Source organism: Deinococcus pimensis DSM 21231 (assembly GCF_000519345.1).
Classification (GTDB): Bacteria; Deinococcota; Deinococci; order Deinococcales; family Deinococcaceae; genus Deinococcus_A; species Deinococcus_A pimensis.
The window spans coordinates 2,967-15,677 of record NZ_KI912644.1 but is presented as its reverse complement, the minus strand read 5'-3'; the positions used below and the strand labels follow the sequence as shown (position 1 = coordinate 15,677).

Genomic DNA, 12,711 nt, shown 5'->3' with positions numbered 1-12,711 from the left:
GAGCAGCACCTCGCGCGCGCGGTGCCGCCCGAGCTCGTCGTAGAGCGCGCCGCGCGTGCGGAAGCTCGCGGCGCGGAACTCGCCCGTGGAGAGGTCGAGCAGCGCGAGCGCGTACCCCTCTCCGGTCGCGACGGCCGCGAGGTAGTTCTCGTCCGCGCCGAGCAGGCGCTCCTCCGTGACGGTGCCGGGCGTGAGGAGCTCCGTGATGCGGCGGTCCACGAGGCCGCTGCCGGGCAGCTCCATCTGATCGGCCACGGCGACGCGCGCGCCCGCCGCGAGGAGCCGCTCGACGTGCCCGTCGCGCGCGCGAATCGGGATGCCCGCCATGGGGGTGGTGAAGCCGCTGCTGCTCTTGTGCGTGAGGGTGATGCCGAGCAGGCGCGAGAGCCGCTCGGCGTCCTCGCCGAAGGTCTCGTAGAAGTCCCCCACCTGGAAGAGCAGCAGGTAGTCGGGGTACTCGTCGCGCATCTCGACGTACTGGACCAGCATGGGCGGCAGCGGTCCCGGGCCCATGCCCTTGAGGCCGCCCACGACGCTGGGTTCGAGGTCCTTCGGTCTGCGCATCGACGTATTATGGCGTGCCCGTAACGGGTTCGGGGTGTGGAGCACGTGCGAACGTCGGACTTGCGCGAGAACCTCCGTCCGCGCCGTCGTATCCTGGGCGCGTGACGTCCTTCTTCCGCCGTCTGCTGTCGTGGTGGCTCTGGCGGGGCGGGCCGAGGCGCGCTCCCGCCGCGGATCTCGCGCACGAGCGGGTGCGGTTCGAGCTCGTGACGGGCAGTGAGGCCTTCTCACGACTGAGCGCGTACACGCTGGGTCACGTCGTCCTGAGCCGCCGGGTGAACGCCCTGGCCCGCGAGGGCGGCGACCCGTCCGTTTCGGCGGAGCGGCTGGGTGAGATCACGGACGCGATCATGCGGGCGCTCGCGGCGGCGGAGGCGGAGGACGCCTTCGGGTCGGTGGGCGGCGAGTTGCTCGACCTCGGCATCGAGCGACTTTTGTGAGGAATTTGAGAGGCGAGGGGTAGGCTCGCTGCATGACCCGCCCCGTCCTCTCCCCCTCCGAACGGTCCCTGACCCACCTGACGCTCGTGATGCGTGAGCTGGAGGCCAGCTGGGTGTTCCGCCGCTGGCTGGAGTGCCCGGACGTGGAGCACGGCGAGGTCGCGAGGTTCGTGCTGCAGGTCGCGCCGGAACTGTGGGACCTGCCGGACGACGTGCTCGACACGCACGTCCGTGAGCTGATGGACCGCGTGTCCGTCCTGAACGCGCTGGTAGGTCGGCGGCGCGCGAGCTGAAGGGCGAACGACGCCGCCCGGGACGAGGCGTCCCGGGCGGCGTTCGACCGAATTCAGTTGCGCAGCAGGACCGTCGTCTGGTAGGGCGACGTGGCGGGCGTGAAGCGCGCGCCGCCCACCGTGGACGTCTTGGCGCGCACCCGCAGGGTGAACTGCTTGCTGGCGCCGCTCGTGGCGTACGTGAACGGCTCGTAGGTGCCGCCGGTCGTGTCGAGGGTGAGGTCGTCCATGACGAGCGACCACGTGCCCCCGGTCGTGGAGAGGGCGGCGGGGATGGTGGTGGGTCGGTTCGTGGTGGTGCACACGGGTCCGGGGGCGTCGGGGCCGCACACGACGGAGCGGAACTCCTGGATGGCGTAGATGCCGTTGGCCGTGTCGTCCGCCCAGGGGTCGGTGGATCGGTCGGCGGCGCTCACGGTGGCGCGCGGCACGACGCGGTAGACGAGGTACATCGATCGGTTGAGGTCGTACTGCGCGGCGGTACTACCGGTCGTCTGGTAGGCGTCGGAGACGAGCACCGCGAAGCAGGGCAGGCCGTTCGTGGGCGCGGGGATCTGACAGGTCACGCCGTCCACGGTGAGGCTGGTGCGGACGGCGCTCGCGGCGCGCAGTCGGTCTCCGAGGTAGCCGGTGACGTCCTACAGCTCGGTGAGGCGGTTGGCCTCGCCCGTCACGCGCGACGCGGTACTAACGGTGCTGCCCTACCAGTAGACGAGCAGCACGGTCAGCATGGAGACGACCGCGAGGGCGACGAGCATCTCGATGAGGGTGAAGCCTCCGCGAGCCGAGCGCGTCACGAGGAGGGCCTTCCGAACTCGGTGACGAAGGACACGTCGGGCGTGCCCGTGCGGGTGCAGGTGACGGTGAGGCGGCGACGCTACGGAGTCGAGGAGGTGCCCTACGGCGTCTGCGTCTAGGTGCAGGTGAAGCCGGACGGCGTGGTCGGCAGCGCGGGCAGGCTGGTGTTGGTGGCGGCGTCGAAGGCGGCGCGGGTCGTCCACTACGCGCGGACGTTCTCGACGGCGGTGCGGGCGAAGGTGGTGACGCTCTAGTCGTCGCCGGAGCGGCGGTTGGCGGCGGTGAGGCTGGGGAACACCAGCAGGGTCGAGGCGGTGACGATGCCGAGCACGGCGATGGCGATGAGCACTTCGAGGAGCGTGAGGCCCCGTCTGCTGCGGTTCACTTGAGGATCACCTTCCCGAGCGGGCCGGTGACGCGCACGGTGCGCGTCGGCGTGGTGCGGAGGGTGTTGACGGTGGAGACGAGGACGAACTGCACGGTGGCGCCGTCCGTGGCGCCGTAGGGCGGCCGGAAGGACACCTCGGCGGGGGACGCCGCGCTCCCGACGGTGCCGAGCGTGAGCTTCGCGGTCGCGGGCATGGTGCGTTCCGCGTCGGTCGGGGTGCCGGCGCAGGTGGCGTTGGTGTAGGTTCGGACGACGTAGGTGAGGTCGCCGGTGCGGGCGACGGACCGGCAGGTGTTGGAGCGCTTGGCGGTGACGCGCGCGTCGTGCAGATCGGTGGCGAGTTGCTGCGCGGCGTTGGAGAGCGCGACGTTCGCGCGCCACGACACGAAGTTGGGCAGGCCCACGGCGAGCAGGACCCCGACGGCGACCATCACGACGAGGAATTCGACGAGGGTGAAGCCGCGCCTCACTGCTGCCTCCACGTGCCCGCCTCGGCGCGCATGAGGAGCTCGGAGAGCGCCTGCCCGGAGCGCAGCAGGGACTTCTGGTCGTAGGAGACGTTGAGGGTGCCGCGCAGGTCGGTGGTGTCGGGCACGCTGATGTTGCCCTCCACGACGATGGAGCCGAGGAGTTTGGTGTTGCTCTGCACCTTGAGGTTGCCGGCGACGTAGATGAGGCCCTTGAAGCCCGCCGGGGAGTTGCCGGAGCCGGAGTCGCAGCCGCTGCCGCTGCTGTTGGGGACGCCGTTGCCGCTGATGTTGAGGTCGCCGTTGATGATCATGATGCCCTCGCCGCAGAAGGTGCTGGGCAGGCTGACGCTGCTGCTTCCGGCGGGCGGGTTGAGCCAGTAGGCGCCGCGCGTGAAGAGGGTGGGCACGCTGGTGGTGGGCGTGAGGCGGTCCTGCATCTGCGCCTTGGTGATGTTGAACACCTGCTGGAAGAGGGCGTTGCCGCAGCCCGTCGCCGCGCCGATGTTGGGGTTGTTGGCGGCGTAGGGCGGCGCGGGCGAGGAGCTGCCGCCGTTGCTGATGCTCTGGCGGGAGGTGGCGCTGTTGACGAAGCGGCGCACGGGCGAGCCCTGGGTGAGCGCGAGGGCGTCGGTGAGGCTGAGCGGCGAGATGGAGCTGTTCTGGAGGTTCTGGATCTTGCCCTGGCTGTTGAGGGTGTAGGTGTAGTCCTGGTCGCCGGGGCTGGGCATGCTGGTGACGACGCGCAGGTCCACGTAGCCGGTGGCGTAGTCGATGGAGGGCGTCGTGACGGCGAAGCCGCGCGCATGCACGACCGCGCCGCGGTTGGTGCCGCCGACGTTGACGTAGATGATGTCGTTGGGCGCGAAGCCGGTGGGGTCGTTGACGGGGAGCCGGACGACGCTGAAGGTGCTGCTGCCCACGACGACGTTGGGCTGCTGGACGGGCGTGGCGCGGACGGCGAAGGGGATCACGCCGACGGAGGTGCCGCTGGAGAGCGAGATGGGGTAGGCGCTCGTCGAGGGTGCCGGGACGGGCCGCACGGAGACGTCGTTGGTGCCGTTGCGGCCCTCGACGAGGTAGGTGTAGTTGCCGATCCGCAGGTAGCTGCCGCTGTCGATGGCGGTGGGATCCGCGACGCGGATCGTGACGGGGTAGACGGTGGAGGCGGTGAGGGTGGTGGTGGGCGATCCGGAGGCGATGGTCGTCATGTCGGTGATGACGCCGGTGTTCGGGTCGCCGCTGCCGTTGCGGCTGGCGCTCTCGCCGCGGGCCTCGGAGTTGCCGCCCATGTCGATGGGGGGGCAGCTGACGAGCGCGGCGGGGGACGCGACGTTGAAGTTGGGGGGCCGCTTGAGGTACATGTCCTGCAGGACGGTGGCGCGCGCGGCGGTGAGTCCGGTGCCGACGGTGCCGACGGCGCGGACGGTGACGGTGCTCTGCGGGGCGTTCACGGCGACGACCTCGACGTCGACGCGTGGGGAGGTGGCGGCGTCACCGAGGGCGAGGGTCGTGAGGTTGGCGGTGCCGGAGGCGCAGCTGGCGCCGCCGAGGGAGCGGCCCTGGACCCAGCAGGCGAGGTCGGCGAGGTTGCCGCCGAAGCCGCCCTCGCGGACGCGGGCGGTGAAGGTGTTGACGCCGGTCTCGGCGGCGAGGAAGGCCTGGTAGGCGCTTCTCTCGCCGCTGGTGCCGCGTCTCGCGTCCACCGTGATGATCGAGGTGGTGGAGAGGATGAGGGCCATGACGATGACGGTGAAGACGATGACGATGACGAGGGCGATGCCCTCCTGTCTCTTGTTCAAGACGACCTCGGGGAAGGTGAGATGAGGTGAGTCTGTCATGAGCAGAGATGAAGGCACTACCCCCTGATGGGGGCACCGAGACCCGGTTTGTGTAAAAAAACCGCCCTCTGGAACGAGATGTGCTAGGAAATTCGCACGTCCAATCTCCTCAGCGGCCCCCTCGAAGCGGCCTGGCCGTTCGCGCGACCCGCTCGGCGTGAGCGAGGTCGAGTTCGCCGTAACGCGGCATGACGCGGCACGCGGGGAAACCCGGCACCCCGAAGGACCCGAGCGCGCGCTCGCCGCAGTAGTGCGTGAACACGAGCCAGCGGAAGCGGGCGAGCACCTCCCCTTTCGAGCAGAAATAGTCCAGGACGTCCGGACGCGTGACCTGATCGAGTTCGACGTGCGGATCGAAGGAGAAGGCGCGGGGGTTGGCGCGGCACCCCGGCACCTGCGCCTCGACGTCGCGCTCGCCGGTCCGGTCGTCGAACAGGTGCGACGCCTCGTGCGGCAGGGCGCGCGTCCAGACGGCGGCGCGGGCGTGGATGGTGTGGAAGCGTCCGTCGTACACGGCGTCCGTGCTCGCGGGACGTTCGAACTGCGCGACGACGGTGGGCCAGACGTCCTCGCCGTAGAGCTTGACCACGCCGTCCACGCCCTGGAAATTCACGGCGAAACGCGCCACCACCGGCAGGTCCGGATCACGGAAGTACCGCTGGAAGACGGTGAACCCCGAGGCGACCGCGACGAGCGCGAACACCAGGAACAGCAGGCGCGTCCGTGGGGACACCTTCCCCGCCCGGGCAGGGCCGGAAGGCGGAGGGGGCGTCACTGGAGCTCGAGCGAGATCTGCTCGGTCTTCGGCGCGCCGTTCATGTCGTACGTGTAGGTGATGCCGTTGCTGGTCGCGTTGACCTGCGCCACCGTGACGTAGGACGGACGGGTGCCCGCCCCGAGCGTCACGCAGTCGAGGTTCCTGATGTCCGCACTGGGATTCTCGAGGGAGAAGCGCGTCGCGGAGGTGGCGCAGTTACGCGCGTAGGCGGCCGCGCCGGTCACGACGGCCTTGCCGCGCGCGCCGAGCAGGTTGGGAATCAGGACGGCGGCGAGGATGCCGACGATCGCGATGACGATGAGCACCTCGATGAGGGTGAAGCCGGTTCGAAGCTGAGTCATGGGAGGTCCTCCGATCTGGCTGGTGGCGTGAGGGCGGGTGAGGGAGCGTGGCGGCCGAGCGCGAGGGTCAGGCCGAGCAGGGCCCACACGACGGGCTCCACGGTCGGCATGGCGAACCACGTCAGGCCGCATCCGAAGTAGACCAGGAGCGCCCAGGCCAGCTGTGCGGCGAGCGTACCCGATCCGTCCAGTGCCCGCTTCAGGGCGAGCACGAGGAAGACGACGAGGGCGAGCGCGGCGGGCAGGCCACTCTCGACCGCGTAGTCCGCGAGGTAGTTGTGGACCTTGTCGTTCCCGATCTGATCGAGCGCGAGATAAACTCTGCGTCCGTTCTCCAGCTGAGAGTAGCTGTTCCCCTCCTTCGATACGCGGGCGAGCCTGAGCATCGCCCCGGCCTCCTCAGGGGTGGCATGCGTCCAGAACTGCGTCTTGAATCCTCCCGCACCGTGACCGATCGCGGGCTCGTCCGCGACGACCCGCAGGGCGACACGGGCCGCGAGAAGACGGTACTCGAGGCTGCCGTCGGTCCGGGCGGTCACGAGGTCCGTCCGGTCCCGCGAGGCGGGCAGGGAGACGAAGAGGACGAAGCCGAGGAGGGCCACGGCGGCGGCGGGCAGCACACGCCGGACCGGGGTCCAGGACGACCGGAGCCCCTGCGCGGCGCACCAGACGAGGAGCAGGGCGGGCAGGACGAGCCAGGTGGTCCGGGTGGGTGCCGCCGCCAGCGCGGCGCCCAGCAGCAGCAGCAGGGGGACACGCGCCGCCACGGGCAGGAGGGGCCGGGGGGACGCGGAGTTCAGGAGCAGGAAGGTCAGGAGGACGCCCACGTACGCGGAGGCCGGACCCCTGTTGCCGAGACCGCCGCTGGGTTGCGCGGCCCGGATCGCGTCGTTGAGCAGGCTCATCGGTTCGACGCCGAGGCTCTGCACGAGCATCCACGCGGCGTTGATTCCGCCCCCGACGAACAGGGCCGTGAGCGCGGCTCGCGGGTCGAGGCGTCGGACGGTGGCGACGAGGTACGTGAGGGGGGCCAGCGCGAACCACAGGAGTTGCACGGCCACGCCGTCCGCCCTGGAGACGGGCCCGTGGAACGTGAGGAAGGGGTCGTCTCGCCTGAGCAGGGCGGCGGCCAGAACCCAGAGCGTCAGGACTCCGTAGCTGCCCCACAGGAGGTCCCCACGGTGGCGTCGGGGTGGACGCCAGCCGCGGAGGAAGGCCCCGGCGAGGAGGAGCCCACCGACCGCGACGGTCGCCGTGAGGGTCACGAGCTTGGGGTACAGCCCGTACATGTACGGCGCCACGCCGGGCGGGAGGGGCGCCCTGATCGAGAAGGGGTCCAGGATGAGCACGTGCACGACGAACAGGAGCACGAAGTAGACGTTCTGGAGCCCGCCGATCAGGGGGGCGGCGAACTTGGGCTGCTCCATCTGGTGCCTCCGATGGAACGAGCAGGACATGACGAATCATGTCCTGCTCGTTCATGACGCCGCTGCTTGCGGGAGGGGACGCGTGACCGATGGCGGGCGGGGCGTCGGGTGAGCGCCGTGTTGGGTTCCTCGACGCCTACTGCAGGTTGAGGGCGATGCTGCCGGTGAATTCCGTGTTGTTGATCTTGTACTTGTAGTCGACGGCGGTGCTGGTCGCGTTGGTCCTCGCGTCGGTGACGTAGCTGGGGTACGCGCCCGCGCCGATCTCCGTGCCCTTGCAGTCGAGGCTGTTGGTGGTCGCCTGCGGGTTGTCCAGCGCGTACTTCGTGGCGGCCGTGGCGCAGTTGCGGGCGTAGGCGGCCGCGCCGGTCGCGACGGCCTTGCCGCGGGCGCCGAGCAGGTTGGGGATCAGGACGGCGGCGAGGATGCCGATGATGGCGATGACGATGAGCAGCTCGATGAGGGTGAAGCCCTAGGTGCCGTTCTTCATGTGTGCTCCTGTGCCGTCCGGTTGAGGTATGGATGATCCCGGCTCGGCGGGTATGGCAGTGGCGGTGTACGGTGCTCCGTTCCGCTTGATTAAGGCTAGTCCCAGATTTATGACAGGCTTCTTACACAGGTGATACTTTTTACATTCGATCTACTCCAAGTTTGTAGTCTAATTCTGAAGTTCATTTAGCGAGCGAATATTTTAAGACGTCTTGCCGGATCGGCCGGGCAAAACCGCACGCAGAAGGGAGACCCCATGATGGAGGTCTCCCTTCGAACGCCGGTCGAATCGGTTCAGGTCGTGTGAGCGCGGTCCGGAATGCGCCCGGGCGCCCCCGCCACGTTGGGGCTCACTGGAGTTCGAGCGAGATCTGCTCGGTCTTCGGAACGCCGTTCAGGTCGTACGTGTAGGTGATGCCGTCACTGGTGGCGTTGACCTACGCGGCCGTGATGTACGAGGGTCGCGTGCCCGCGCCGAGGGTGACACAGTCACGGTCCTTCATGTCCGCTCCCGGGTTGTCGAGGGAATAGCGCGTCGCGGCCGTGGCGCAGTTGCGCGCGTAGGCCCCCGCGCTGACCTTCACGGCCTTGCCGCGCGCGCCGAGTAGGTTGGGGATCAGGACGGCGGCGAGGATGCCGATGATCGCGATGACGATGAGCAGCTCGATGAGGGTGAAGCCGGTTCGGATTCGAATCACGCGTGGACCTTCGGAATGGCCAGGAGCGTGGGATCGGGAGAGCCGCCCTAACGGTTGAGCGCGAGGGCAAGTCCGAGTAGGGCCCAGACGACGGACTCCACGGTGGGGATGGCGAACCACGTCAGACCGTACCCGATGTAGATCAGCAGGGCCAGCGCCAGATCTACGCCGACCCGCCCCGATCCGGATAGCGCCGACAGCAGCGACGCCCCAGCGAACAGCACGAGGGCCAGCACCATGGGCAAGCCGCTTTCGACCGCGTAGTCCGCGAGGTAGTTATGGACCTTGTCGCTCTCGAGCTGGTCGAGGGCCATGTATATCTTGTGTCCCGCCTCGTCGACCTGGTAGTAGCTGTGTCCCTCCTTTTTGACACCGGCGAGCCTGAGGATCGTCGCCGCCTCCGGTGGGGTGGCCTGCTTCCAGAGCTGAGCCTTGAACCCGCCCGCCCCGTAACCTGTCAGGGGGCGAGCGGTGATAACACGCCCGGCGACCCGGAGTGTGGTCAGTCGGTACGCCATGCTGCCGTCACCCACTGCGTCGGCGACACTGACCCTGGTGCGTTCGGTGTCACCGGACGGGATCAGCAGGATGGCCACAAAGCCCACAGCCGAGAAGGCAAACGCAACCATCCACCTCCTCAGGAGAATCCAGTCCCTTGTGACCACACGTGTCAGGGCCCAGACGAGCAGCAGGGCTGCGAGGACGACCCACGTCGTCCTCGTCGGCATCGTTGCGAGGGCTGCGCCGAACAGCGCCAACAGGGGCAGCCTCACGATCGGTCCGAAGAGCGGCTTCGCCGCGCTGGAATTGAAGAGCACGAAGGCCAGTACGATGGCGATATACGCGGACGCGGGGCCCCGGTTTCCCAGACCCCCGACCGCGTGCCGGGCAGCGAGCTGATCGTTGAGGAGCTTCAGGGGCTCGATGCCGAAGTTCTGCAGCAGTATCCAGCAGGCGGTGAGCGCGCCCCCGCTCAACAGCGCTCCCACGGCGACCCGGGGATTGAACCCACGGACCGTCGCGACGAGGTACGTGAGGGGTGCCAGGGCGAACCACATGAGTTGCACGGCGGCGCCGTCCGCTCTGGAGATGGGCCCGTGAAAGACGAGAAACGGGTCGCCTCGCCTCAGGAGGGCGGTGCCCAGGACCCAGAGGAAGAGCAGGGCAAAGCTCCCCCAGCGCAACAGGTTCCTCCGATCGGGTCGGAATCGCGGACGCCAGCCGGACAGGAAGGCTACGGCGAGGACGAGCATCCCGACGATCACGGAGGTCGAGAGCGTAACGAGTTTGGGGTACAGGCCGTACATGTAGGGCGCCACACCAGGTGGGAGGGGCGTCTTGATCGTGATGGGATCCAGGATAAGCACGTGCACAACGAACAGCAGCAGGAAATAGCAGACCTGGAGCCAGATGATCAGGATGTTTCCGAGGGGGGACTGCCGCACTGGGAATGCCTCCAAAGAACGGGCAGGACATGACACGTCATGTCCTACCCGTTCTTGCCGCTTGGCGATTACTGCAGGTTGAGGGCGATGGTGCCCGTGAAAGGGACGTTGTTGATCTTGTAGGTGTAGTCGATGGCGGTGCTGTTCGAGTTGGTCGCCGCCGAGACCAGGTAGCTGGGGAACGCGCCCGCGTTGATCGTGCCCGCGGCGTCGCAGGACAGGTTGTTGGTGGTGGCCTACGGGTTGTCGAGCGCGTACTTGGTGGCGGCGGTGGCGCAGTTGCGGGCGTAGGCCTAAGCGCCGGTCTAGACGGCCTTGCCGCGCGCGCCGAGCAGGTTGGGGATCAGGACGGCGGCGAGGATGCCGATGATGGCGATGACGATGAGCAGCTCGATGAGGGTGAAGCCCTAGGTGCCGTTCTTCATGTGCTCTCCTATGCCGTCCGGGTTGAGGTATGGATGTTCCCGGTTCGGCGGATATGGCATCGGCATGAGGACGATGTGAAGTTTTGCCGTGACCTTAAGGTAGGCACGATATTCTTACAGGTTACTTACAAACCGTCGTATTATGAGATAACCTCGCGCCACACGCAATTTCTGTCCTTCATACAATCTTAAGAAGCACCCCCCGCCTTTCGACGGGGGGTGGGGCGCTCGTGGCGCTGCTCTGGAGCCAGAGGTCGGATTTGAACCGACGACCTACCGATTACGAATCGGTTGCTCTACCGCTGAGCTACACTGGCGTGGTGGTGGCAAGAGCCGGATTTGAACCGGCGACCCAACGATTTTCAGTCGTTTGCTCTACCAACTGAGCTACCTTGCCGAGTCGCCCTTTCGGGCGATGATGGCGGTCCGGACGGGATTTGAACCCGCGACCTTCTGCGTGACAGGCAGATATGCTAACCGCTACACTACCGGACCGTACTGCAAACCTCCGGTGCCGCGCCCCTTCGGGCCGTCCCTTCAGCGCGTTCGAGTCTAGCGGAAGCCCAAAAGTCTGTCAACAGTCACCTTTCCCCGCTCAGAAGGGCGCGACGCGGACGCTCGTCACGGGCTGATCCAGCTCGGGCCGCACGATCAGCTCCAGGTACTCGCGGCTCCCGAGCGCGTCGATCATGGCGAAGTCCCCGCTCTCGTGCAGCAGGATGCCGCCCTGCATCTGCGTGTGCCCGTACACGCCGAAGCGCACGCCCGTGGCGCGCACCAGCTCGGGCGTGTCGCGCCACCACGTCTTGTGCGTGTGGTCCGAGTAGAACAGGTCGTCGTAGTGACCCATCCCGGGCATGGGCCCCACGTGCGCGAACTGCAGGTGGCCCACCCGCAGTTCGCGCGGGAAGGTCTGGAACCACGTGCGCAGGTGCTCGGGCAGGTACACTCCGCCACGCTTCGGGTCGAACTCGGTGTGGATGACGCCCGCGCCCGTCCCGAGCAGGTAGCTCGTGTTGAGCACCGCGTCGTCGTGGTTGCCGAGCAGGACGTGCACGTTGCCGCGCGCGGCCAGCACGAACTCCCGGAGGCGTTCGAGCTGCTGCACCTGCGCGCGCGCCGCGAGGAACAGGTGGTCCGGGTTCACGAAGTCGAACTCGGGCTTGCCGGACACGCGGGCGTAATCCGCGCGGCTCTTCGGATGCACGAGGTCCCCGATCAGGACGACCTGGAAGTGCCCGGCCCTCAGCGGCTCGGTCGGGTTGCCCTGCGCGTCGGCGGCGTACGCGGCGCGAAGCGCGGCCCACAGCGCGCCGAAATCCGCGTGGACGTCCCCGATGGCGATGAACTTGCGCACAGGACTCAGGACCTCATCAGGGCCTTGAGTTCCGCGTACACCTTGCGGCTCTCGTCGAGGGTGTTGCCGTAGCCGCCGTGCCGGACCAGCACGAGGCTCGCCTGCTTGCCGAGGCCCTTCTCACGCAGCTGGTCCATCAGGTCGTCGATGTGGCCGCGCGCCTTCTCCAGTTGCGGATCACGCGGCGGCTCGGGCGGCAGGGCGCGCGCGGTGGGCGCGGGCTCCGGCGCGTCCGCCTCCAGCTCGGCCGTGTTGGGCCCCTCGTCGGGGTCGTACTCCACGAGGCTGGGCGTCACGGCGTACGCCTCCGGCAGGATGCCCCAGGCGCGCGCGGCGTCCGTGAGCGCCACGAGCCGCGCGCCCGTGAGGTCCTGCGCGGTCCCGAGGCCCTCGCGGGCGTGACCGAGCAGGTCGAGACGGCAGCGCACCACGGGCGGCGTGACGCTGTCGACGCGCCAGCCGAGACTCCAGTGCTCGGCGAGGCGTCCAGTGAGGGTGGCGTAGAAACGGTCCTGGTCGAGGACGGGCACGACGAGCGCCTGCTCGCCGCGGACGTCGAGGGTGGCGAACCGGGGCCCTTCCCGCGTGAGGGCGTCTCGCACCGCGAGGAGGTCGGGATGCATGCGGCCAGTATACGGAGCGGCGACTCCGCGCGCGCGTCAACTCACCGCGCTTCGTGAAGGTGACGATTGTCATGCGCCTCGCCTGACGACCCGCCCTGCCGCGCCCCGCGCGGCGCGCCTAGGGTGAGGACATGACCGATCCCGTCCGCCTCACGAACGTCACGCGCACGTACGGCAGCGTCACCGCGCTGCGGGACTTCAGCCTGAACGTGCGCTCCGGCGAACTGCTCGCGCTGCTCGGCCCGAACGGCGCGGGCAAGAGCACCCTCGTCTCCCTCATGCTGGGCCTGCGTCCGCCCACGCGCGGCGAGGTGCGCGTCCACGGCGCCGACCCGCG

17 protein-coding genes, 3 tRNA genes and 2 pseudogenes are annotated in these 12,711 nt (G+C 68.5%); 4 read left to right on the top strand and 18 right to left on the bottom strand.

What is annotated here, in order from left to right; genetic code table 11:
- Positions 1 to 564, bottom strand: a 564-nt coding sequence (locus DEIPI_RS0112180) for a MutS N-terminal domain-containing protein (RefSeq protein ID WP_027481943.1), incomplete at its 3' end; no start/stop codon positions are given.
- Between the two features lie 101 nt (positions 565 to 665).
- Between DEIPI_RS0112180 and DEIPI_RS0112175 the strand changes: the two genes are divergently transcribed.
- Together DEIPI_RS0112175 and DEIPI_RS0112170 are read left to right on the top strand one after the other, a co-directional pair.
- The gene (locus tag DEIPI_RS0112175; protein WP_027481942.1) at positions 666 to 1,004 is read left to right on the top strand and encodes a hypothetical protein; all 339 of its coding nucleotides are present in this window, start codon (positions 666 to 668) and stop codon (positions 1,002 to 1,004) included.
- A gap of 32 nt (positions 1,005 to 1,036) precedes the next feature.
- Positions 1,037 to 1,297, top strand: coding sequence for a hypothetical protein (locus DEIPI_RS0112170; RefSeq protein WP_027481941.1), 261 nt, complete (start codon positions 1,037 to 1,039; stop codon positions 1,295 to 1,297).
- A 53-nt stretch (positions 1,298 to 1,350) separates the two neighbouring features.
- On the opposite strand, the gene DEIPI_RS0112165 is transcribed toward DEIPI_RS0112170, so the two are convergent.
- Together DEIPI_RS0112165 and DEIPI_RS39695 are read right to left on the bottom strand one after the other, a co-directional pair.
- Positions 1,351 to 1,863: a hypothetical protein gene (locus DEIPI_RS0112165; protein WP_027481940.1), complete on the bottom strand. Its 513-nt coding sequence runs from the start codon at positions 1,861 to 1,863 to the stop codon at positions 1,351 to 1,353.
- A gap of 135 nt (positions 1,864 to 1,998) precedes the next feature.
- Positions 1,999 to 2,094: a type II secretion system protein gene (locus DEIPI_RS39695; protein ID WP_084474224.1), complete on the bottom strand. Its 96-nt coding sequence runs from the start codon at positions 2,092 to 2,094 to the stop codon at positions 1,999 to 2,001.
- A 126-nt stretch (positions 2,095 to 2,220) separates the two neighbouring features.
- On the opposite strand from DEIPI_RS39695, the gene DEIPI_RS41865 reads away from it, so the two are divergent.
- Positions 2,221 to 2,349: a hypothetical protein gene (locus DEIPI_RS41865; protein WP_281173207.1), complete on the top strand. Its 129-nt coding sequence runs from the start codon at positions 2,221 to 2,223 to the stop codon at positions 2,347 to 2,349.
- Here DEIPI_RS41865 and DEIPI_RS39690 read toward each other — a convergent pair.
- The 15 genes and pseudogenes from DEIPI_RS39690 to DEIPI_RS0112060 form a co-directional block, all read right to left on the bottom strand.
- Positions 2,346 to 2,480 (bottom strand): type II secretion system protein, encoded by a 135-nt coding sequence (locus DEIPI_RS39690; protein WP_169737091.1) that lies wholly within the window; start codon positions 2,478 to 2,480, stop codon positions 2,346 to 2,348. The genes DEIPI_RS41865 and DEIPI_RS39690 overlap by 4 nt on opposite strands.
- A complete protein-coding gene (locus tag DEIPI_RS39685; RefSeq protein ID WP_052351716.1) occupies positions 2,477 to 2,953 on the bottom strand; it encodes a pilus assembly FimT family protein in 477 nt (158 codons plus the stop codon). Before DEIPI_RS39685 ends, DEIPI_RS39690 begins: the two co-directional genes overlap by 4 nt.
- The gene (locus tag DEIPI_RS0112135) at positions 2,950 to 4,752 is read right to left on the bottom strand and encodes a PilX N-terminal domain-containing pilus assembly protein (protein ID WP_027481939.1); all 1,803 of its coding nucleotides are present in this window, start codon (positions 4,750 to 4,752) and stop codon (positions 2,950 to 2,952) included. The genes DEIPI_RS39685 and DEIPI_RS0112135 overlap by 4 nt, the downstream gene beginning before the upstream one ends.
- 148 nt (positions 4,753 to 4,900) lie before the next feature.
- Complete coding sequence (locus DEIPI_RS0112130) at positions 4,901 to 5,524, bottom strand: hypothetical protein (RefSeq protein ID WP_027481938.1); 624 nt, start codon at positions 5,522 to 5,524, stop codon at positions 4,901 to 4,903.
- A 38-nt stretch (positions 5,525 to 5,562) separates the two neighbouring features.
- Positions 5,563 to 5,910 (bottom strand): type II secretion system protein, encoded by a 348-nt coding sequence (locus tag DEIPI_RS30710; protein ID WP_045234217.1) that lies wholly within the window; start codon positions 5,908 to 5,910, stop codon positions 5,563 to 5,565.
- Positions 5,907 to 7,337, bottom strand: a complete 1,431-nt coding sequence (locus tag DEIPI_RS0112120; protein ID WP_027481937.1) for an O-antigen ligase family protein — start codon at positions 7,335 to 7,337, stop codon at positions 5,907 to 5,909. Before DEIPI_RS0112120 ends, DEIPI_RS30710 begins: the two co-directional genes overlap by 4 nt.
- Positions 7,338 to 7,712: 375 nt before the next feature.
- A pseudogene (locus DEIPI_RS37725) lies at positions 7,713 to 7,797 on the bottom strand (type II secretion system protein); the annotation flags it as partial.
- Positions 7,798 to 8,263: 466 nt separating this feature from the next.
- On the bottom strand, positions 8,264 to 8,524 hold the full coding sequence (locus tag DEIPI_RS42240) for a type II secretion system protein (protein WP_084474220.1): 261 nt from the start codon (positions 8,522 to 8,524) through the stop codon (positions 8,264 to 8,266).
- 47 nt (positions 8,525 to 8,571) lie between these two features.
- Positions 8,572 to 9,969 carry an O-antigen ligase family protein gene (locus tag DEIPI_RS0112095; protein WP_027481936.1) on the bottom strand — a complete coding sequence of 466 codons (1,398 nt, stop codon included), beginning with the start codon at positions 9,967 to 9,969 and terminating at the stop codon, positions 8,572 to 8,574.
- A 311-nt stretch (positions 9,970 to 10,280) separates the two neighbouring features.
- Positions 10,281 to 10,376, bottom strand: a pseudogene (locus DEIPI_RS41860) (type IV pilin protein); the annotation flags it as partial.
- Positions 10,377 to 10,636: 260 nt separating this feature from the next.
- Positions 10,637 to 10,711 (bottom strand) — tRNA-Thr (locus DEIPI_RS0112080).
- A 4-nt stretch (positions 10,712 to 10,715) separates the two neighbouring features.
- Positions 10,716 to 10,791 (bottom strand) — tRNA-Phe (locus DEIPI_RS0112075).
- A gap of 22 nt (positions 10,792 to 10,813) precedes the next feature.
- Positions 10,814 to 10,889, bottom strand: a tRNA-Asp gene (locus tag DEIPI_RS0112070).
- A 100-nt stretch (positions 10,890 to 10,989) separates the two neighbouring features.
- Positions 10,990 to 11,751: a metallophosphoesterase gene (locus DEIPI_RS0112065; RefSeq protein WP_027481935.1), complete on the bottom strand. Its 762-nt coding sequence runs from the start codon at positions 11,749 to 11,751 to the stop codon at positions 10,990 to 10,992.
- Positions 11,752 to 11,756: 5 nt separating this feature from the next.
- Positions 11,757 to 12,374: a hypothetical protein gene (locus DEIPI_RS0112060; RefSeq protein ID WP_045234216.1), complete on the bottom strand. Its 618-nt coding sequence runs from the start codon at positions 12,372 to 12,374 to the stop codon at positions 11,757 to 11,759.
- A 131-nt stretch (positions 12,375 to 12,505) separates the two neighbouring features.
- On the opposite strand from DEIPI_RS0112060, the gene DEIPI_RS30700 reads away from it, so the two are divergent.
- Positions 12,506 to 12,711: ATP-binding cassette domain-containing protein (locus DEIPI_RS30700; protein ID WP_045234215.1), on the top strand; the 206-nt coding region annotated here is incomplete at its 3' end.